The sequence below is a fragment of the Alcaligenes sp. 13f genome, assembly GCF_020496585.1.
In the GTDB taxonomy this organism is placed as follows: domain Bacteria; phylum Pseudomonadota; class Gammaproteobacteria; order Burkholderiales; family Burkholderiaceae_B; genus Alcaligenes; species Alcaligenes phenolicus.
On record NZ_JAHKKC010000001.1, the window covers coordinates 251,726 to 272,435 of the forward strand.

15 protein-coding genes and 1 tRNA gene are annotated in these 20,710 nt (G+C 58.1%); 14 read left to right on the plus strand and 2 right to left on the minus strand.

All coding sequences use genetic code 11. The annotated features are described in order from the left end of the window. Window positions 1–15 precede the first annotated feature (15 nt). From ispE to KOE80_RS01210, 14 genes are all read left to right on the plus strand, one after another. A complete protein-coding gene (gene ispE, locus KOE80_RS01145; RefSeq protein ID WP_226348150.1) occupies window positions 16–954 on the plus strand; it encodes a 4-(cytidine 5'-diphospho)-2-C-methyl-D-erythritol kinase in 939 nt (312 codons plus the stop codon). Between the two features lie 5 nt (window positions 955–959). Continuing rightward, a tRNA-Gln gene (locus tag KOE80_RS01150) sits at window positions 960–1,036 on the plus strand. A gap of 104 nt (window positions 1,037–1,140) precedes the next feature. Next, window positions 1,141–2,091, plus strand: coding sequence for a ribose-phosphate pyrophosphokinase (locus KOE80_RS01155; RefSeq protein ID WP_042483022.1), 951 nt, complete (start codon window positions 1,141–1,143; stop codon window positions 2,089–2,091). Window positions 2,092–2,186: 95 nt separating this feature from the next. Continuing rightward, a complete protein-coding gene (locus KOE80_RS01160; RefSeq protein ID WP_042483025.1) occupies window positions 2,187–2,786 on the plus strand; it encodes a 50S ribosomal protein L25/general stress protein Ctc in 600 nt (199 codons plus the stop codon). Between the two features lie 128 nt (window positions 2,787–2,914). Next, window positions 2,915–3,511 (plus strand): aminoacyl-tRNA hydrolase, encoded by a 597-nt coding sequence (gene pth / locus KOE80_RS01165; protein WP_009461083.1) that lies wholly within the window; start codon window positions 2,915–2,917, stop codon window positions 3,509–3,511. Window positions 3,512–3,514: 3 nt separating this feature from the next. Continuing rightward, complete coding sequence (locus tag KOE80_RS01170; RefSeq protein ID WP_226348151.1) at window positions 3,515–4,336, plus strand: type II CAAX prenyl endopeptidase Rce1 family protein; 822 nt, start codon at window positions 3,515–3,517, stop codon at window positions 4,334–4,336. A gap of 131 nt (window positions 4,337–4,467) precedes the next feature. Beyond that, complete coding sequence (ychF, locus tag KOE80_RS01175; RefSeq protein WP_009461081.1) at window positions 4,468–5,559, plus strand: redox-regulated ATPase YchF; 1,092 nt, start codon at window positions 4,468–4,470, stop codon at window positions 5,557–5,559. Window positions 5,560–5,756: 197 nt separating this feature from the next. Then, the gene (locus KOE80_RS01180) at window positions 5,757–6,956 is read left to right on the plus strand and encodes a tyrosine-type recombinase/integrase (RefSeq protein WP_226348152.1); all 1,200 of its coding nucleotides are present in this window, start codon (window positions 5,757–5,759) and stop codon (window positions 6,954–6,956) included. Between the two features lie 340 nt (window positions 6,957–7,296). Then, window positions 7,297–8,403, plus strand: a complete 1,107-nt coding sequence (locus KOE80_RS01185) for a Fic family protein (protein WP_226348153.1) — start codon at window positions 7,297–7,299, stop codon at window positions 8,401–8,403. Next, entirely contained in the window at window positions 8,400–11,180 is a 2,781-nt protein-coding gene (locus tag KOE80_RS01190; RefSeq protein WP_226348154.1) for a type I restriction-modification system subunit M, read from the plus strand. The genes KOE80_RS01185 and KOE80_RS01190 overlap by 4 nt, the downstream gene beginning before the upstream one ends. Beyond that, entirely contained in the window at window positions 11,171–12,994 is a 1,824-nt protein-coding gene (locus KOE80_RS01195) for a restriction endonuclease subunit S (protein ID WP_226348155.1), read from the plus strand. The genes KOE80_RS01190 and KOE80_RS01195 overlap by 10 nt, the downstream gene beginning before the upstream one ends. Further along, window positions 12,991–14,046, plus strand: coding sequence for a PDDEXK nuclease domain-containing protein (locus KOE80_RS01200; RefSeq protein WP_226348156.1), 1,056 nt, complete (start codon window positions 12,991–12,993; stop codon window positions 14,044–14,046). The genes KOE80_RS01195 and KOE80_RS01200 overlap by 4 nt, the downstream gene beginning before the upstream one ends. Before the next feature lie 4 nt (window positions 14,047–14,050). After that, window positions 14,051–17,176, plus strand: coding sequence for a type I restriction endonuclease subunit R (locus KOE80_RS01205; RefSeq protein WP_226348157.1), 3,126 nt, complete (start codon window positions 14,051–14,053; stop codon window positions 17,174–17,176). Continuing rightward, the gene (locus KOE80_RS01210; RefSeq protein WP_226348158.1) at window positions 17,176–17,886 is read left to right on the plus strand and encodes a M48 family metallopeptidase; all 711 of its coding nucleotides are present in this window, start codon (window positions 17,176–17,178) and stop codon (window positions 17,884–17,886) included. Before KOE80_RS01205 ends, KOE80_RS01210 begins: the two co-directional genes overlap by 1 nt. 6 nt (window positions 17,887–17,892) lie before the next feature. Here KOE80_RS01210 and KOE80_RS01215 read toward each other — a convergent pair whose 3' ends face one another. Continuing rightward, window positions 17,893–18,753: a phage integrase N-terminal domain-containing protein gene (locus KOE80_RS01215; protein ID WP_226348159.1), complete on the minus strand. Its 861-nt coding sequence runs from the start codon at window positions 18,751–18,753 to the stop codon at window positions 17,893–17,895. Between the two features lie 602 nt (window positions 18,754–19,355). Then, entirely contained in the window at window positions 19,356–20,498 is a 1,143-nt protein-coding gene (locus KOE80_RS01220; RefSeq protein ID WP_226348160.1) for an STY4528 family pathogenicity island replication protein, read from the minus strand. Between the last annotated feature and the right edge of the window lie 212 nt (window positions 20,499–20,710).

Sequence of the window (20,710 nt, forward strand, 5' to 3'; positions counted from 1 at the left end):
GAGCAGGTTTGTGTAATGGCGCTCTACAACGTCCCGGCTCCGGCCAAGATCAATCTGTTTTTGCACGTTACGGGTCGTCGTGAGGACGGCTACCATTTCTTGCAAACTGCTTTTCGTTTTGTGGACCTGAATGATTACCTGAGCTTCGTACCACGTAGCGATGGGCAGATCCATCGGGCACACAGTACCTTGAGCGATGTGGAGCCGGAGCAGGATCTGGTGATCAAAGCCGCTCGTGCCCTGCAACAAGCGACCGGCGCTCGGCAAGGCGTAGACATCTCTTGTATCAAGAATATTCCTTCGGGAGCGGGGATGGGCGGCGGCTCCAGCGATGCGGCCACCACCTTGATTGCCCTGAATCGTTTATGGAACCTGGGCCTGAGCCGTCAGGCCTTGATGGATATTGGCTTGCCCCTGGGCGCCGATGTGCCGGTTTTTGTATTCGGACAGGCTGCATTTGCGCAAGGGGTAGGGGAACAACTGCAAGCCATTCAGATGCCGCCCCGGGACTACATCATCATCCGTCCGCCGCAATTTATATCCACGGGGAAAATATTTAGCTCCGAATGCTTGACACGTGACGAGAAACCCATCACAATAACGTTCTTTACTGATTGGCAAGAAAAATTCTGGCAAGCCAAGGACAACAATCCTTACTTTGGCAGAAACAACCTGGAATCAGTAGCATTTAATCTTTATCCTGATTTAAAAGTTTTGAAACAGGGTTTGCAAAGTTTAAAATTAAATGCTAGAATAACAGGCTCAGGTTCTTGTTTGTTTGTTGAGTGCAGAGACAAGCAAAGTGCCAAGACAGGTCAGTTTGAAATTGACCGAAATAGCAGTAAAATAGATTTTTCTGGTAGCGAAGAATCAAATAGTGGTAAATTGCTGGTCGAACAAACTTGGGTTTGTTCTGGATTGCAAGATCATCCGCTACGCTACTGGATTAAGTAAGTATTTGGGGAATCGCCAAGCTGGTTAAGGCACTGGATTTTGATTCCAGCATGCGAAGGTTCGAATCCTTCTTCCCCAGCCACCTTTCAGGCCTAGCCTGCGATAATGTAAAGCTGTTGAGTCGTTACCTTAACGAGGTCCCGATCAACAGCTTTGCTTTTCCTGCATCAAAATCTATCTCCCATCATGGCACAAGACCGATTCATGATCTTCACCGGCACGGCTAATCCTCGCCTTGCTGTCGATGTCGTCAACCACCTTGATATGTCGCTGGGGAAGATGACGGTGGGTCGCTTCTCCGACGGGGAGGCCATGGTTGAAATCAATGAAAACGTACGCGGTCGCGATGTTTTCGTTCTGCAGCCCACCTGCGCTCCCACCAACGACAATCTGATGGAAATCATGGTGATGGTCGATGCCTTGCGCCGCGCTTCGGCCGGTCGCATCACCGCTGCCATCCCTTATTTCGGTTATGCACGTCAGGATCGACGCCCCCGTTCGGCGCGTGTGTCGATCTCTGCCAAGGTCGTAGCCAATATGCTGCAAGTGGTCGGTGTTGATCGCGTCATGATGATGGATCTGCACGCTGACCAAATCCAGGGTTTCTTTGATATCCCTGTCGACAATATCTACGCTTCCCCCATTTTGCTGGGCGATATCTGGCGCTGTAACTACCAGGACATGGTGGTTGTCTCGCCTGACATCGGCGGTGTGGTGCGCGCACGTGCATTGGCCAAGCAACTGGAAGTGGATCTGGCCATTATCGACAAGCGTCGCCCACGTGCCAACGTATCCGAAGTCATGAACATCATTGGTGACGTCAACGGACGCACCTGCATCCTGATGGACGACATGGTGGATACGGCCGGCACGCTGTGCAAGGCGGCTGAAGCTCTGAAAGAGCGCGGTGCCAAGGCGGTTTACGCCTACTGTACCCACCCTGTGCTCTCGGGCGAGGCCATTGAACGTATTACGCATTCCCAGTTGAACGAGCTGGTTGTCACGGACACCATTCCTTTGTCCGCCAAGGCCCGCGAGTGCAGCAAGATTCGCCAGCTGTCCTGTGCAGCGCTGTTGGGCGAGACCATCTTGCGTATCTCGAACGCCGAGTCCGTCAGCTCCTTGTTCACTGACTAAGTTTTTTAGCGTGCGCTGGTCGCGGCGCACGTCAACTAGGTAGGCAACTACCGTTTTTTCGCAGTGGTCCATGACCCTGCAAATTGGAGTTTTCCATGAAATTCACCGCTACGTCGCGTGATGTACAAGGTACGAGTGCGAGCCGCCGCCTGCGTCACGCTGGCCGAGTTCCTGCTATTGTTTACGGTGGCGAAGAACAGCCCGTCGTGATCTCTCTGGATCATAACGAGACTTACCACAACCTGCGCAAAGAAGCCTTCCACGCTTCCATCCTGACGATGGAACTGGACGGTAAAGCTGAAAAAGTGCTGTTGCGTTCGGTTCAGTGGCACCCCTACAAGCAGCAAGTTCTGCACGTTGACTTCCAACGCGTTCTGGCTTCGCAAGCCATCACCACCAAAGTTCCTCTGAACTTTGAAGGTGGCGATGTGTCCCCAGCCGTCAAGCTGAGCAGCCAAGTTATCAGCCACATCCTGACCGAGCTGGAAATCACCTGCTTGCCAGCCAACCTGCCTGCGTCCATCACTGTGGACCTGAGCGGCATGACTGCCAACGCCAACGTGCACCTGGACAGCATCAAGCTGCCACGTGGCGTGACTTACGCTGGTAACGACACCAACCCTCTGCTGGCTGCTGCTTTGCCAGTTGGCGGTGGTGCTGCTGCTTCGGAAGCAACAGAAGAAAGCGCCGAGTAATCAAGATTGCCAGCCGGCTTCGGTCGGCTTGCAGCTTGGCGAATCAACCCCTGTCAGCGTATGCTGGCGGGGGTTTGTTATTTGTGCCTGCGCCTTTGCCGGAGCAGGCGCTTTCTGCGAAAACATTCATGTCTGAGCCTATCCGTTTGATTGTTGGCCTGGGGAATCCTGGCCCTGAGTACGAAACCACCCGCCACAACGCGGGCTTTTGGTTGGCAGACCAGTTGGCCGATGATCTGCATGCAACGTTCAACCTGGAAAAGTCCTTTTTCTCCTGGGTGGCCAAAGCGCGTTTCGAAGGTGAAAACGTCATCATCGCCAAACCCATTACCTTCATGAACAAGTCCGGGCAAGCCGCCGGTGCCTTGATGCGTTTCTACAAGCTTAAGCCCGAACAGGTGCTGGTCCTGCATGACGAACTGGATTTGCTGCCCGGTCAGGTGAAGATGAAAAAAGGGGGGGGACACGCTGGGCATAACGGTCTGCGCGACATCCAGTCCGCCTTTGGGACACCGGATTTCTGGCGCTTGCGCCTGGGCATTGGTCACCCTCGTACCTTGGGCCTGGCCCAGCAAGTGGTGAACTTTGTGCTGCATACCCCTCGCAATGAAGAGCTGCGCGAGATCGAGGACGGCATGAACCGTTGCCGCGTCATGATGCCTGCTTTGCTGCGTGGCGACTTTGAGCAGGCGACCCGCCAGCTTTACGCGCCCCAGAAGGCTTGATACATGAAGCCAGCGCCAAGCAGCCAGATGCGTTTCCGGGACGAGCTTAAAGATTTCTTCTATTTTCTGCGTCACCCTCGCAGCGCCCGGCGTTTGCCTGGCAGAGTCCAGGGTGATGGCTGGTATCTGGACTGGTTTGCTCCCTTGCCCTGGAAGCGTCTGCTGCAATGGGCGGGCATGCTTTGGCTGATTAATGCGCTGGTACTGGGCCCGATCGCGGTCTCGGTAGCGGGTGTGGGTGGTGCGCAGCATCGTCTGGACCCGACACGTATTCCCTGGGTGCAAGCTATTATCTGGGCACCCATTGTGGAAGAGCTGGTCTTTCGTTTCGTGCTGAGACGACCGTCACAATGGCTGACGGTTGTTCCGCTGGCGGTGTTCCTGATGTTTCAGGGACCAAGCTGGTGGTTGATACAAGGCTTGCTGGTCTTGTGTCTGGCAATCTGGATCAGCCGTTATACCGGCATGCCACGCGAGGCTTTGCCCGCCGGCAGCAGCTGGTGGCGCAAGCTGGTGGGCGCCTTGCAGGGAAGGGCGTGGCGCTTTTCATCCATGCGACGCTATTGGCGTTTCTTTCCCTGGGTGTTTTATGGGGCAACGCTGGCCTTTGGTGCGCTGCATTTGTATAACTTTCAGCTAAACAGCATGAGCTGGTATTTGCTGCCCATGCTGGTGCTGCCCCAATGTCTGACAGGGCTGGTGCTGGCCTGGCTGCGAGTGCGTCGAGGCATGGGTGCGTCGATTGTGCTGCATGCCATCTTCAATGGTGGCCCGGTCTTGCTGATTATTGGCCTGCTCAAGCTGTTTGACGGCATTCCTGTCTAGGCAAGCCCGCGTTTCAAGGCGCTAGCCTGTGTCCCCGGCACGACTGTTCTGACCCGTCTGCAGGCTCTGTAGCGCCCAAGGGCGCTACAATAGCGCATCGTTTATATAACTCTTTGATTTTCAGGATACTCATGGCACTGCAATGCGGCATCGTTGGCTTGCCCAACGTTGGTAAATCCACTCTGTTCAACGCTCTGACCAAAGCCGGCATTGCGGCTGAAAACTACCCCTTCTGCACCATCGAACCGAACGTCGGTGTGGTCGAAGTTCCTGACCAGCGTTTGCAAGATCTGGCCAAGATCGTGAACCCCGAGCGCATTTTGCCTGCCGTGGTGGAATTTGTAGACATCGCCGGTCTGGTCGCGGGTGCTTCCAAGGGCGAAGGCCTGGGTAATCAGTTCCTGGCCAATATCCGTGAAACCGACGCCACCGTGCACGTGGTGCGCTGTTTTGCCGATGACAACGTGATTCACGTTGCCGGTAAAGTGGACCCCCTGGCTGACATCGAAATCATCAACACCGAATTGGCGCTGGCTGATTTGGGCGTGGTTGAAAAAGCCGTGCACCGCAATCAGAAGCTGGCTCGTTCGGGCGATAAAGATGCTGCCAAACTGGTGGCCTTGCTGGAGCGTATCGAAAAAGCCCTGGGCGAAGGCAAGTCCGTGCGTTCGCTGAAGCTGGACGAGGACGAGCTGCACCAGATCAAGTCTTACGGCTTCATCACCGCCAAGCCCACTATGTACGTGGCCAACGTGAAAGAAGATGGCTTTACCAACAACCCACACCTGGAAGCCGTGCAGAACTATGCTGCCGCTGATGGCGCTCCTGTGGTTGCCGTATGCGCTGCCGTGGAAGCCGAAATCGCTGAGCTGGACGACGCCGACAAGATCGAATTCCTGTCCGATCTGGGCATGGAAGAACCTGGTCTGAACCGTGTGATTCGCGCCGCCTACAGCTTGCTGGGCCTGCAAACCTACTTCACCGCAGGTGTTAAAGAAGTTCGCGCCTGGACCATCCGCGTGGGCGATACCGCCCCTCAAGCTGCAGGCGTGATCCACACCGACTTCGAGCGCGGCTTCATTCGTGCACAGACCATCGCTTTTGATGACTTTGTGGCCTGCAAAGGTGAGCAAGGCGCCAAGGAAGCCGGCAAGATGCGCGCTGAAGGTAAGGAATATGTCGTGAAAGATGGTGACGTGCTGAACTTCTTGTTCAACGTCTGACGATTTTTGCTGGATCTCGGTGGCGCTCAGTAGCGCTTGGTAGACAGATTGGTCCGTTGTAAATCAATGGGTTGCGTAAACAATACGGTCTACTGAGCGTTCCTATTGTTCATCGAGGTCTGAAAAACTCGGGGGGTAGCGTTGGGGGTACTCGTGTTCAACCGTGGGGGTACATCTTCCCGCAGTGGAGTCCAACGATGCCCGAAAACCTACTCACCGACCTCAAGGTCAGGTCGGCCAAATCGACTGATCGAGACTGGAAACTTGCAGACGGCGGGGGCCTGTTCCTGCTGGTCAAACCCACCGGCGGCAAGCTCTGGCGGTGGAAGTACCGCCTGCAAGGTAAGGAGAACCTCTTTGCCATTGGCGGCTTTCCCCAGGTAAGCCTTGCGGAGGCTCGCGCTGCCCGCGAGAAAGCGCGTGCCTTGGTCAAGCAAGGCATTCATCCTGCCCATGAACGGCAGCAGGTCAAGCAGCGTAACCTCGAAGCGCTGGAAGAACGTAAGCGCGCTCGTGAAAGCTCGTTTGCCAAGGTGGCGCATGCGTATCTGGCTGAGATCAAGCCTGTCTTTGCGCTCAGTTCCTACCGCACGAAAGAATCCCGCATCAGGAAGTACCTGTCGCCCAAGTTCGATGGGATGCCGATGAGCGACATTGGCGTGAAGCAGATTCGCCCGCTGCTGGAGGAATGCAAGTCCCACGGAGCCTGGGCGGCCATTCATGTCAAAGGCGATCTGTCGGCGATCTTTGAGTTCGCCGTGGTGCGGGGTCTGGTCGAGGCAAACCCGATCCCCAGCCTGCGCGTGCCGTTCAGCGAGAGCAAAGCGGCGATGACGCGAGAGCAAATCCAGAAGTTCTATCAGGAGTTGCGCGGCTACCGGGGCTATCCGGAAACCTCGTTGTGTCTGCGGCTGATTGCGCTGACCGCCTGCCGTCCTGGGGAAGCGGCGGATGCCGAGTGGGACGAGTTCGACTTTGCGGATGCGCTGTGGCGTCGGCCTGCGGCGAAGATGAAAGCGCGACGTGATCATGTCAGCCCGTTGTCTGCACAGGCCATTGCCGTACTGAAGCATTTGCAGTGCATCACGGGCGGTGGCCGCTATCTGTTCCCACACCGGAGCGGCAAGGGCTTCACTACGCCCAACCGACTGACCTATGCGATGCGCGATATGAATTTGGGCCGGGGTACGACGCCGCATTGCTGGCGGACGACCTTTTCGACTTGGGCCAATGAGAACGGGTACCGGCCTGATGCAATTGAACGACAGCTTGCCCACGTGGAAAGCAACAAGGTGCGGGCGACGTACAACAAGGCGTTGCTGCTGGATCAGAGAAGGACACTGTTGCAGGACTGGGCGGACTATCTGGGTGCGGCGGAGGGCAGCGGCACGGCATAGGAAAGAGTTAGCTGGGTGTTGCAGAACCAATGGACAGGTGGCCTTTTTCCTTTCCTGGATGGGGCCGTTGTCCCTTGAGGGCCGTTCCCTTGCCATTTGCCTAAGGCTGGGCGCTGGAAATGGGGTAAACAACGAATTAAATGGGGTAATTTTTAATTTACTGCCCTTTTTTGGATTCATGTCGCCCATTTCCTTCTTGGTCGGCTATGCCAGCCCCTCACGACCAGTCCAATGTTCAGGAAATGTGGTAGTCAAAAACCGATAATGAGGCATTTTTAGAGACACTACCCCATTTGAAGGCTATGATTACCCCATTTACACAGCCTGGGCTTACATTTCCATGCTCTCGCTCACACCCGAGTACCTCGCCGCGCTTCGCTTCGATGGCACCCAGGCCGCCACGTTGCGCACACTGGGCGAGTACCAGGGCAAGCAGCAACTCTACGCTGCGCAGTCGCCCGAAGCCCTCAAGGGGCTACGCCAGATCGCGGTGGTGGAGTCCACCGAGTCGTCCAACCGGCTGGAAGGTGTTGTCGTAGCGCCTTCGCGGCTGAAGTCTCTGGTCATCCGCAACGCAACACCAAAGAGCCGCTCCGAACAGGAGATCGCCGGCTACCGTGACGCCCTGGCGCTGATCCACGAATCGGCCGCGCACATGCCCTTCAGCGAGGGCGTAGTGCTGCAACTGCACACCCTGCTGTACCGCTATATGCCGCAGGCGGGCGGGCGCTGGAAGGCTACCAACAACGACATCATCGAGCGTCACTCGGATGGCACATCGCGTTTGCACTTCCAGCCAGTTGCTGCGCACCTCACGTCCATGGCCATGGTCGATCTGACCGGGCGCTACGCTACCGCGCTGGACCAGCATCTGGCCGACCCGTTGGTACTGGTGCCGCTGGCGATGCTCGACTTCCTGTGCATCCACCCTTTCCCGGACGGCAACGGTCGCATGTCCTGCTTGTTGACCCTGCTGCTGCTCTACCACTTCGACTATGCCGTGGGCCGCTACATCAGCTTGGAACGCATCTTCGAAGATACCAAGGAAGGTTATTACGAGACGCTGGAAGCCAGCTCGCAGGGCTGGCACCAGGGGCAGCACGACGTCAAACCCTGGCTCGATTACTTCTGGGGTGCTTTGCTACGGGCATACCGCGATTTCGAGGAGCGTGTCGGCACCATCGAGCGGGGACGTGGCAGCAAAGGCGACCGGGTGCGGGCGGAAGTCGTAGGGCGCGCTCGGCCGTTTTCGATTTCCGAGGTTGAAGAAGCTTGCCCGGGCGTGAGTCGGGATATGGTGCGGCTGGTACTGCGGGCGATGAAATCAGAGGGTTTGATCGAATCAACGGGCAAGGGACGCGGGGCGAAATGGATCCGTCTCGTCGACATACAGGGCGCCCCAGAAAACAGAGAGCCGGTATCCAAACAAACAGGCCGGCAACAATGATGGATATTGAAGTGACAAGCACCGAACAGAAGACTGACCGCTTTATCAGCAAGCTCGAAGCCGTGGGAGGTTCCGCTGGGAATCAGCGGCTCCGAGAGGCGTTGGGGTGGCAAGAATCCACCTATGACAGCATCAAGCAGCAACTGATCGAGGAGGGGCGGATCATTCCCGGTCGAGGGCGCGGCGGTTCGGTTGCCCTGGCTACGACAGCCTATACGGCCAACAAAGAATCAGCGACATCGTTGGAAGTACGCGAAGCCCCCGTGCCGTACCTCAAGACAAAGACGAAAGCAGATTCGTCATCGCGGGAACGAGCGACTGCTACCCCTGCTGCCAAGACGCTTGCTCCGCGCAATGGCGTCGTCAAGAAATCCGACCTCTACAGTTCCATCTGGGCCTCGTGCGACGAACTGCGCGGCGGCATGGATGCCAGCCAGTACAAGGACTATGTCCTGTTCATGCTGTTCATCAAGTACATCAGCGACAAGTATGGCAACAGCGACGACTTCGCCCCGCCGGTGGTCATTCCACCCGGCGCTTCGTTCAAGGACATGGTGGCGCTCAAGGGCAAAGCCGACATTGGCGACAGGATCAACACCCAGGTCATCCAGAAGCTGATCGAGGTCAACACCAAACTGGCACGCAGCGACTTCCCTGACTTCAACGACCCCAACAAGCTCGGCGAAGGCTCAGCTATGGTCGAACGCCTGGGCAACCTGATCGCCATCTTCGAAAAGCCCGAGCTGAACTTCGCCAACAACCGCGCCGACAACGATGACCTGCTTGGCGATGCCTACGAATACCTAATGCGCCACTTCGCGCAGGATTCGGGCAAGAGCAAGGGCCAGTTCTATACCCCGGCCGAAGTCAGCCGCATCATTGCCCAGGTGATTGGCATCTCGCACGCCAACACCAAGGCTTCCACCACCGCCTATGACCCAACCTGCGGCTCGGGCTCGCTGCTGCTGAAAGTGGCCGCAGAGGCAGGCCGGCAAATCACCCTGGAAGGGCAGGAAAAGGACGTGACCACCGCAGGCCTGGCGCGGATGAACATGATCCTGCACGATTTCCCCAGTGCCACCATCCTCAGCGGCGACACGCTGGTGAACCCCAAGTTCAAGGATGGTGAACACCTGCGCGCCTACGACTACGTGGTCGCCAACCCGCCGTTTTCCGACAAGAAGTGGTCCACCGGCCTCGATCCGGCTAGCGACCCCTACCACCGCTTCGCCTGGGGTGAGCCGCCCGCCAAGCAGGGCGACTACGCCTACCTGCTGCACATCATCCGCAGCATGAAGGCCACCACCGGCAAGGGGGCCATCATCCTGCCTCACGGCGTGCTGTTCCGTGGCAATGCGGAAGCCCATATCCGTAGGCAACTGGTGCGCTCCGGCATCCTCAAGGGCATCATCGGCCTACCTGCTAACTTGTTCTACGGCACGGGCATCCCCGCCTGCATCCTGGTGTTGGACAAGGAAAATGCCAGTGCCCGCAAGGGCATCTTTATGATCGACGCCAGCAAAGGCTTCATCAAGGATGGCCCCAAGAACCGCCTGCGCGAGCAGGATATCCATCGCATCGTCGATACTTTCCGCCGCAGCGCGGACGAGCCGCGCTATGCCCGCATGGTGCCGCTGGACGAAATCGCCAGCGAAAAGAACGACTGCAACCTCAACCTGCCGCGCTACATCGACAGCAGCGAGCCGGAAGACCTGCACGATATTGATGCCCACCTCAACGGCGGCATCCCCGAGCGCGACATCGACGCTTTCGCCGCCGACTGGCAGGAAATGCCTGCCCTGCGCCAGGCGCTGTTCGAGGCCGAGCGCCCCGGTTATGCGCGGCTGCGCCAGCCGATGGCTGAAGTACGTTCCGGCATCCTCGCCCACCCGCAGTTCCAGCAATTCCGTAGCAAGGTGGAAACCCTGTTCGGCAAATGGCAGCAGGCCGTCATGCCTCTGCTCACCGGCATCCAGTCCGGCGACAAACCCAAGGCGCTGATAGTGCAGGTCTCCGAAACCCTGCTCACCACCTTCCACGCAGCACCGCTGCTCGACCCCTACGACATCTATCAGCATCTGATGGATTACTGGGTCGAAGCCATGCAGGACGATGCCTACCTGATCGCCGCCGATGGCTGGGTGGCGCTGCCACGGCGCGTCGTGGAAACCGACAAGAAGGGCAAGACCAAGGACAAGGGCTGGACTTGCGACCTGCTGCCCAAGCCCTACATCGTCGCCCGTTACTTCGCCGCCGAACAGGCCGAACTGGAGGCAAAGCAGGCCGAACTGGATGGTGTTACCAGCCAGATTGCCGAACTGGAGGAAGAACACGGTGGAGAAGACGGTGCCTTCGCAGGTTTCGACAAGATCAATGCTGCACAGGTGAAAGATCGCCTAGCCGAAATTGTCGATGACGCCGACAGCTCCGACGAACGCGCCGTGCTCAAGCAGTGGCAGCAACTCAGCGCCCACGAAGCCGCACTGAAGAAGACCGTCAAAACGCTGGAGGTGGAGCTCGACCGGAAAGCCCACGACCATTACGCCACCCTCAGCGAAGCCGAGGTCAAAACGCTGGTGGTGGAAGACAAATGGCTGGCCCGCCTGCAAGCCGACGTACAGCAGGAGCTGGATCGCATCTCACAAACGCTCACCCAGCGTATCCGCGAGCTGGCCGAACGCTACGAAACCCCGTTGCCGAACTTGGAGGATGAGGTGGCTACCCTCAGTGCCAAGGTAGAAGCACACTTGAAAAAGATGGGTGCGGTATGGAAGTGACGCTGGGGTACAAGCAGACGGAAGCTGGAGTGATTCCAGAGGATTGGTGCATTCGGACGGTTTTTGAAATCGCCGGATATCAGAAGGTACGCTTTGATGATGGGGATTGGATTGAAGCGGAGCACATTTCTAATGATGGATACAGAATTGCTCAAACGGGTAACATTGGAATTGGAAAATTCATAGAAAAGGAAGCCAAAAAATATATCCATGAGTCTTCGTTCGAAAAGCTGAATTGCAAGGAGTTGATTCCGGGCGATCTCCTGATATGTCGTCTAGCAGAGCCGGCTGGTCGTGCTTGTATCCTTCCAGATCTTGGAGAGACGAAAGTTGTTACGGCAGTAGATGTGACTATCTTTCGGCCGTCTGAGGTGAATGCTGATCGTCGTTACCTTGTTCAGTACTTTTCCACACCCCAGTGGTTTGAATCGGTTTTAGAGCAAGTTGGAGGAACGACTCATAAGCGGATCTCACGTAGTGCACTAGGAAACATTAAGGTTCCACTTCCCTGTGACCTGGATGAACAACACGCCATCGCCACCGCCCTCAGCGACATGGACGCGCTGCTGGACGGACTGGATTGCCTGATCGCCAAAAAGCGCGCCATCAAACAGGCCACCATGCAGCAACTCCTCACCGGCCAAACCCGCTTGCCGGGTTTCAGTGGGGAGTGGAAGATTAAGCCACTGGGCGAGCTCTGCTCATTAAGAAGTGGCGAAAGCATAACCTCTGAAGATATTGATGAAACCTCGGAGTTCCCATGCTATGGCGGCAATGGCTTGCGCGGTTACACCAACGATTACACGCACGATGGAGATTATGTACTCATCGGCAGGCAAGGCGCACTGTGCGGAAATGTAGTAGCTGCAAGTGGAAAGTTCTTTGCATCTGAGCATGCGCTTATCGTGACCTCAACACCAGAAGTTGCCACTAAATGGCTCTACTACATTCTCTCAGAAGCGAATTTGAATCAATACTCTGAATCATCGGCGCAACCAGGCCTTTCAGCGACGAAGCTACTCAGGCTTGAATTCAATGCCCCCCCGGCGAAAGAAGAACAAACCGCCATCGCCAACGTCCTCACCGACATGGACACCGAAATCACTGCGCTGGAAACCCGCCGCGCCAAGACCCTCGCCCTCAAGCAGGCCATGATGCAGGAACTGCTGACCGGCAGGACGCGGTTGGTAATGCCTGATGCCAAACCGGTTGGCGAGGTGGCTGCGCAAACGGAAGGACGCAAGGCAAACGTCCATTTCCTGAGAAGCGTGCTGGCAGCCGAAATCATCGACCAGTTGCACGACCAGCCGACCTTTGGCCACGTCAAGTTCGAGAAGATGATGTTCCTTGCCGAGCATCTGTGCGAGGTAGATACCGGCTCCACCTACCATCGCAAGGCTGCAGGCCCTTATGACAATCGTGCACTTCGCTCCATAGACAGTCAGTTGCAGAAGCAGCAATGGTTCGAGGCGCGAAAGCAAGAAGGCCGTTACCAATACGTGCCACTGGCGAAGCGTGGCGGTCACAAACCGTACTTCGAGCGGCATTTCTCCGGAATTGGCGAAACTCTTGAGAAGATTCTGAGCGCCTTCAAAACTGCGAAAACGGAGCAGTGCGAAATCGTCGCCACCTTGCTGGCGGCGTGGAGCGATTTGCTGAGTGAGAAAGGGACCGTCTCCGATGAAACGATCGTGCACGAGGTACTGCACAACTGGCACGAAGCAAAGCAGCGGATACCTGAGGATCGCTGGCTGATGGCGCTTGGCTGGATGCGCGAGAAAGGGTTTGTGCCCAAAGGAGTGACATTGCCATGACCGACAAGCCAGCTTCCCTAACGACAGCCCCACAAGGCTACGCCGACTGGCTGACCGACCTGAAAGGGCGCATCCACACCGCGCAGCAACGTGCGGCGTTGGCGGTCAACCGGGAACTGGTGAGCCTGTACTGGCAAATCGGTCGCGACATTCTGGCGCGGCAGGCCGAGCAGGGTTGGGGCGCGAAGGTGATCGATCGGCTGGCGCATGACTTGCGCGCAGCCTTCCCGGACATGAAGGGCTTTTCGCCACGCAACCTCAAGTACATGCGGGCGTTTGCCGAGGCCTGGCCGGACGCCGAAATTGTGCAGCAGGCTGCTGCACAATTGCCCTGGGGTCACAACCTGGTATTGCTGGATCGCCTGAAAGCACCAGCGGAGCGCCTGGCCTATGCCCATGCCGCCATCGAACATGGCTGGTCGCGCAATGTGCTGAACATCCACATCGAAACCCGCCTGCTGGAGCGCACGGGCAAGGCCGTCACCAACTTCGATCAGCGCCTACCTGCACTGCAGTCCGATCTAGCCATCGAGTCGCTGAAAGATCCGTACCGCTTCGATTTCCTCGGCCTGGGCGAGGAAGCACAGGAACGCGAAATCGAGAAGGCGTTGGTACAGCACGTCACCGATTTCCTGCTGGAACTGGGTGCGGGCTTCGCCTTCGTTGGCCGGCAGGTGTTGCTGGACGTGGGCGGCGAGGAGTTTTTCATCGACCTGCTGTTCTACCACCTCAAGCTGCGCTGCTACGTGGTGATCGAACTGAAGGCGGGCAAGTTCAAACCCGAGCATCTGGGACAACTGGGCTTTTACCTGACGGCGGTGGATCGGCAGGTGAAGCACGCGCAGGACAACCCGAGCATTGGCCTGCTGTTGTGCAAGAGCAAGAACAAGGTGGTGGCCGAGTACGCCCTGGGCGACAAGTCGCAGCCCATGGGCATTGCCGAATACAAGCTGGTGGAATCCCTGCCGCAGGAGCTGCAAACCAGCCTGCCGACGATCGAACAGATCGAGCAGGAGCTGGGCAACCCCATGGATGATGGTGCCGAGGAATGATGCGATGACCCAATCCATGCCGCGCTCCGAGCGCAACAGCCAGAACCGCGTGGCGTGCCTGTTCACCACCCCGGTGACCGAGGGCGGCCTGGGCTACAAGCACCTGGGAAACTGGAGCAAGCGCGACCACAACCGCGCCATCGAAGTCGATCTGATGCGCGCCAATCTGGCCGTTCGCGGTTATTCGCCGGCCCATATCAGCGCTGCCTTGCAGAAGCTGGAAGTCGCCGTGGATATCACCGGCATCACGCCCTACCAGGCCAACCTGCGTACCTACCAGTTACTTCGCTATGGCGTGCCGGTGCAGATTGCGGCGGGCCAGTCGCATGAGACGGTGCAGTTGATCGACTGGGTGCAGCCCGAGCGCAATCATTTCGCGCTGGCTGAGGAAGTGACGCTGCGAGGCGGGAGCACCCGTCGGCCAGACATTGTTCTGTACATCAATGGCCTGGCGGTGGCAGTGATCGAACTCAAGCGCAGTTCGGTGGATGTGGGCGACGGCATTCGCCAGCTCATCAGCAATCAGGAGGAAACCTTCAACCGGGGCTTCTTCAGCACGGTGCAGTTATTGCTGGCGGGCAGTGATGCGCAAGGCCTGCGCTACGGCACCACCGGCACACCGGAACAGTTCTTCGTGCAGTGGAAGGATGAACAACCGCAAGCCACGGCAACCGCTGGCGCTCTGCTGGATCGCCCGCTGGGACAGATGTGCGGCAAGGCGCGGCTGCTGGATTTGATCCGCAACTTCGTGATTTTCGATGCGGGTTTCAAGAAGGTGCCCCGGCAGCACCAGTACCAGGGCATCAAGGCCGCTCAGGAACGCATCGCCAAACGCGAGGGTGGCGTGATCTGGCACACCCAGGGCAGCGGCAAGAGCATCCTGATGGTGTTGTTGGCCAAGTGGTTGTTGGAACATGACCCGCAGGCGCGGGTGCTGGTGGTGACCGACCGCGATGAGCTGGACAAGCAGATTGAAGGCGTGATGCGCAATGCCGGGGTGATCGGCGAAGGATCGGCTCCCCCGCGCATCACTTCACGCGCAGACTTCGTGCGAAAACTAGGCGCCACTACGCCGCGCTTGTTGTGCGCGCTGATCCACAAGTTCGATGTGGCCGATCTCAGGGGCGAGCCACCGCCCATCCATGGGCGTTTCTACGTGTTCGTGGACGAGTGCCACCGCACCCAAGGCGGCAACATGAACAAGCAGATGAAGCGCTGGCTGGCCGACGCTATCTTCATCGGCTTCACCGGAACGCCGCTGCTGCGCAAGGATCGGCAAACCACCCGCGAAGTATTCGGCACGTATATCCACACCTACAAGTTCCACGAAGCGGTGGCTGACAAGGTGGTACTGGACCTGAAGTACGAGGCGCGGGATGTGCCGCAGCGACTGACTTCACGCACGGCCATCGATGCCTGGTTCGAGAAGAAAACGCGCGGCCTAAACAACTTCCAGAAATCCATCCTGCGCAAGCGCTGGGCGACGATAGAAGAGCTGATGAGCGCCAAGGAACGCAAGGATCGCATCGTCGCCAACATCATCGAGGACTTCAGCCTCAAGCCTCGCCTGGACAATGATCGCGGCACGGCGATCCTGGTGGCGGCTTCGATCTACGATGCCTGCCATTACTTCCGGTTGTTCCAGAACACGCATTTCGGCCCCTATGTGGGCATCATCACCTCGTACGAACCCAACCCGGTTGCCATCTCGAAGGAATCGGCCGGCAGCGACGAACGCTACAAATACGACACCTACAAGCAGCATGTGCTGCGTGCCGGCCAGACCACCAAGCAGTACGAAGACGAAACCAAGCGACGCTTCATCGAAGAGCCTGCCCGCATGAAGCTGCTGATCGTGGTCAGCAAGCTGCTTACCGGTTTCGATGCCCCTAGTTGCTCCTACATCTACCTAGACAATGAACTGCATGACCATAACCTGTTCCAGGCCATCTGCCGTACCAATCGACTGGATGGTGACGACAAGGACTATGGGCATATCGTCGATTACAAGGAGCTGTTCGGTGACGTGCAGCAGGCCATAGCGGTATACAGCTCCGACGAGCTGGACATCGACGCGGGCAATGGCGGCGACAACAACGTTCATCTGAAGAACTGGCTGGAGGAAGGCCGCAAGCAACTGGACGAAACACGTGAAGCACTGCACTACCTGTGCGAGCCGGTACCGCAGCCGCGTGAACTGGAGCAATTCATCCACTACTTCTGCGGCCATGCAGGTGATCCGGAGGCACTGCTGGAAAGCGAGGCGCTGCGTATTGCCTTCTACAAGGCGGTGGCGACCTATCTGCGTGCCTTCGCGGACATCGCCCAGAACCTGACCGAGGCGGGTTACTCAGACAGCGAAGCCGACACCTTGCGGCGGGAAACCGAGTTCTATGCCGAGATGCGTTCGGCCATCAAGCATTACAGCGGCGAAGAGCTGGACATCAAGCCCTATGAGGCCGACATGCGCCACCTCATCAACACCTATATCCAGGCCGAGCCAGCGCAGGCATTGGGGGACTTGGCCGAACTGTCGCTGACCGAGCTGATCATCGAGACCGGCATCCACGATGCCATCGCCAAGAAGCTCAATGAGAAGGGCAAGCTGTCGAAGAACGCCATTGCGGAAACCATCATCAACAACGTCCGCAAGACCCTCATCCGAGATCGCCTGACCGATCCGCGCTTTTATGAACAGATGTCCAAGCTGCTCGATGACCTGATCCAGCAAAGCCGTGAAGGTACCGAGGCCTACGAATCATTCCTTAGCAAGGCGGAAGACATCCTGAAGAAGCACCGCGCGAAACAACACGACATCGACGAACCTACCATGTTGCGCGGCAATGCAGGTGCGCTGGTGATTTATCGCAATCTGCCTGACATCATTTCCAGCGATGTGCTGCCCGATACGGATGGTGTAGTCAAAGAGCCACAGGCCGAATACGGAGACCCGTTGGCGTTGCTAGCGCTGAAGATCGATCGTGTGATGCGTGACGAAGCCCCGGCAGGATGGCGTGGCGACGAAGCCAAGGAGCGCATCGTGCAGAATTTCCTACACCCGTTGACCGGACGCAACCGCGAGGCCACGCTCAAACTATTCGATTTGCTGAGAAATCAGCCGGGCTACTGATGGTGCAGACGCACATACGTCTGGGGGAACTGGACATCGCCGTCACGTTCAAGGCCGTGAAGAATGTCCATCTTTCCGTGCACCCGCCCGAGGGTGTGGTGACGCTGGTGGCCCCGGTGGGCACGCGGCTGGAAGTTGCTCGTGCCTATGCTATTTCCAAGCTGCGTTGGATTCGCCAGCAACAGGCGCAATTGCAGGCACAGTCCCGCGAAACTCCTCGCCAGTTCGTCACCAGAGAAAGCCATTACGTCTGGGGGCGCCGTTATTTGCTCACGGTGCTGGAGCGTGATGCCCCACCCACGGTGAAGATGGACCACCGTCGCATCACCCTGCATGTGCGCCCCGGCACCAATGCAGCCAAGCGCGAAGCCATCTATCAACGCTGGCAACGCGGTTTGCTACACCAGGCCATTTCCCCCCTGATCGAGTACTGGGAACCACGTATCGGCGTGAAGGTCAATGGCTACTTCCTGCAACGGATGAAAACCAAATGGGGTAGTTGCAATCATCGCCAGGCCCACATTCGGCTCAACACGGAACTGGCCAAGAAGCCTCGCGACTTGCTTGAATATGTGATCGTGCATGAAATGATCCATTTGATCGAGCCGACGCACAGCGAGAGGTTCATATCGTTGCTGACCCGACACTATCCTGCCTGGCGGGATGCTCGTGCGGAACTGAATGCGCTACCGCTGGGACAGACTGTTTGAATGTTGCTACCGGCCAAGATAAATCGAGACTACACCGACTCGCCCATGTCCTAGTTCAAGACTGATGTGTAGTCGGACCTGGTGGTCTTGTAGGCGTTGTTCAGCAGACATGGTCGAGTAATGAATTCCCCCGGCTACAGGCGCCTTCAACCCCATCAGCATCTCGTACCGTATCTGCGCATACCGATGCCGCAGTCCGTGCATGTTGCTCAACCCCGCTGCCTTGCACTGGCCGTCGTAAACATGCCGCTGCTGGATGTAGGTCTTGTGTGCCGGGATCAGCGAGCCCGACCCTACCAGCCGATGAGCTTCGTCCAGCACCGCACGCTGCTCCGGCGTCGTGATCGGCACCGTTCGCTCCCCGCCCTTGGTCCACGATCCCTTGAGGGCGATGTGGTCGCCCCGATCTGCGTAACTGGGCTGGAACTTGATCGCTTCCTCCCGACGCAATCCGAAGACGGCCTGTAGCTGAAGGCCCATGCGCACGTGGACATCGGTGATCTGTTCAAGACCTGTGCCGAGTTCCCTAGCCTTGCTGACGTTGGTCACATAGCGGCGCTCGGCTACGCCAAGTTGTGTGTTGTCCGCCGGCAAGATGCCAGCCTTGCCGATCTTTTCGGCCCACCAGCGCAGATGAGAGAGCCGATTCTTGATGGTGCCCGACGACAAACCTTCGCCCTGCCAGCGATCCAGCAGCGTCTGGACGTGCTTGCCCTTGAGCGACGAGGCTTTCATCTGCCGGAAACCGGCCTCCCGCAGTTGCCGTGCGGCCAGCGACAGCGAACGCATCCGGTCGGCCTGCGTCGTGTAGCTGCCGTCACGGTTGCGCTGGCATAGCAGCCTCAGGGTATAGGTCAAGTCGTCCATCTTCCGGCCTCCACGCAAAGCGCCGTACTGCGTTGCCCTGAAATTCAGTGGTTAGTGTTGGTGCCAACTCGCCAAGGCGAGATCCCGTGAGGGCAAGGGCATGGTGTTCAGGAGACACAAGAGCCTCGAATGAGGCGTCCGTCTTGCTCCCTGCTGGAAGCCCGGACGGAGGTACTACAAGACGAAAGTGATGTGAACGTGGACGAGTCCTCCTATGAAGTGAGTAGGATGAGAAATGCAGCGGCAGCCATGTACGTTGCGCACAGGCAATTGCCGCAAAGGACAGTGCGCCAGGCGGCGCGATAGGGATGAGTTCAAACAGACGAAGAAGGCTCCGCCCTGGGTAGGGCCGGTATGCGGTCGGAGCCTGGGCATACCTGGGGTGGCCCCACCCTGTCGGGCCAGCGCTTGCAGGAACCTGCGCTGTTTGGGGTGCCGATGTACGAAGCCCATCGGTCTTGGCAACTGCCCGGTCAATGTAGTGCGGGCATCATCATGTATGCCGCACGCAATAGGAACTGGTTTTCGCCCGCATTGTTGGCAGTGTTGCGCGGGTCGTCACTGCGGCGTGCAGTGACGACCGCGTTTTGCGGCAGCATTTGCTACGCAGGATGCGGCTGCCATCCCCTGGCCTGCATTGCCTGTGCTGCGATGTCCCCAGCGTTCGTCGGAACGTTCAGCATCTTGCGGATGTTGGCGATGTGCGCCAAGGCCGTTTCACGCGATGCCGGTGGCGCAGTGGGTTCCGGGCGGGCTTCGGTGCGCGGTGGAGTTGTAGGCCGGTTCGCGGCAGACGTCTCCTTGCGACCTGCCCACAGGCGGAATTCGCCAGCAAAAACGCGCTTCACCAAGGCGAAGAAGTAGGCCACGACATTGCGCACGGTGCCGCTCTGGCTGCGTGCCTGCAACTCGTCGAGTACTTCCTGGCGATGCTGTGGCGGCAGCCGCCGCAAGGCGGCCTGCACGTCCTTTTGCTGATCTGCCTGGGCATTGCTCAGGCAAGGCGGCAAGCTCACCGACTGCGATGCCGTATTGCCGTCGCTTTCGCGCGCGCGGTACGTACGTTCTTTTTTATACATATACGTCTTATACGTACTGCCCTGCTCAGCCGTCATGTGGCGAGCGTGTCCGGTCTGTTGCGGAACAAGCGTGCTGCCAGCGGAATTGCCAGACAATGGCAGTGGGTCGGCTGCCTTGCTCGCCTGCGACGGCGGCGTAGGGGGCAAATCATCGTCATCGTGGCGCTGATCGTGGGGCGCAATGGAGGCGGCTTCAGGTGCCTGCACCAGCGTTGCCTGAATGTGGACGGCTACCCAATCCACCTGGTTGTTTTCATGGCCGATGGAGGCTTGCAGAAGCTCGGACAGGCTGGCATCGAGGTCGCAGGCCTGTTGGAAGTGCAGGGCGCTTTCGTGAACCTGATACAGCTCGCTGAGCACATGGCCGGTGAGAGGATCGCGTTGCTGGCCCACCAGACTGATCCACCCTGTCAGTCGAAGCACGACGAGAACACGCCAGGCCGTCTCGTACCCGGCCCGCTGGCCCAGCGGGGTAGAGGTGAGATAGCGGCGCAACTGCCCCAGATTCGCCAGCGGGCTGATACCCTCCGCAGAGCGCAGCATCCGCAGCACCTGCCAGCCATTGCGCTCCAGCGGCGTGAGGCGAGCATCGAGCATGAGCGATGCCGGCGTGGCGAACAGGGCGTCTTGCCCCAGTGGGTTGTGGCGGGTGTGATGGTCTGCCATGAGAGTTCTCCAGGGTCTGGGCCACAGCGGCCCGTTCCCCTGCATCTCATCGCGTACCGCTCCATGCGTCAGCCAAAAATGCGGTCTGCGCCATACCCGTTTTATCCGGCAGGTGCAGCGTTGGCACCGGCATCCAGACTGATTTATCATCCCGGTACCCCTATGGGGGTACAACTGGGGGTACTTCCAGCGATTCCCGCAAAGGCCGTGGC

Bases quoted from the DNA above. Each gene is read 5' to 3' on its own strand.
- ispE (WP_226348150.1), top strand. From the start codon at position 16: ATGGCGCTCTACAACGTCCCGGCTCCGGCCAAGATCAATCTGTTTTTG.
- KOE80_RS01155 (WP_042483022.1), top strand. From the start codon at position 1,141: ATGGCACAAGACCGATTCATGATCTTCACCGGCACGGCTAATCCTCGC.
- KOE80_RS01160 (WP_042483025.1), top strand. From the start codon at position 2,187: ATGAAATTCACCGCTACGTCGCGTGATGTACAAGGTACGAGTGCGAGC.
- pth (WP_009461083.1), top strand. From the start codon at position 2,915: ATGTCTGAGCCTATCCGTTTGATTGTTGGCCTGGGGAATCCTGGCCCT.
- KOE80_RS01170 (WP_226348151.1), top strand. From the start codon at position 3,515: ATGAAGCCAGCGCCAAGCAGCCAGATGCGTTTCCGGGACGAGCTTAAA.
- ychF (WP_009461081.1), top strand. From the start codon at position 4,468: ATGGCACTGCAATGCGGCATCGTTGGCTTGCCCAACGTTGGTAAATCC.
- KOE80_RS01180 (WP_226348152.1), top strand. From the start codon at position 5,757: ATGCCCGAAAACCTACTCACCGACCTCAAGGTCAGGTCGGCCAAATCG.
- KOE80_RS01185 (WP_226348153.1), top strand. From the start codon at position 7,297: ATGCTCTCGCTCACACCCGAGTACCTCGCCGCGCTTCGCTTCGATGGC.
- KOE80_RS01190 (WP_226348154.1), top strand. From the start codon at position 8,400: ATGATGGATATTGAAGTGACAAGCACCGAACAGAAGACTGACCGCTTT.
- KOE80_RS01195 (WP_226348155.1), top strand. From the start codon at position 11,171: ATGGAAGTGACGCTGGGGTACAAGCAGACGGAAGCTGGAGTGATTCCA.
- KOE80_RS01200 (WP_226348156.1), top strand. From the start codon at position 12,991: ATGACCGACAAGCCAGCTTCCCTAACGACAGCCCCACAAGGCTACGCC.
- KOE80_RS01205 (WP_226348157.1), top strand. From the start codon at position 14,051: ATGACCCAATCCATGCCGCGCTCCGAGCGCAACAGCCAGAACCGCGTG.
- KOE80_RS01210 (WP_226348158.1), top strand. From the start codon at position 17,176: ATGGTGCAGACGCACATACGTCTGGGGGAACTGGACATCGCCGTCACG.
- KOE80_RS01215 (WP_226348159.1), bottom strand. From the start codon at position 18,753: ATGGACGACTTGACCTATACCCTGAGGCTGCTATGCCAGCGCAACCGT.
- KOE80_RS01220 (WP_226348160.1), bottom strand. From the start codon at position 20,498: ATGGCAGACCATCACACCCGCCACAACCCACTGGGGCAAGACGCCCTG.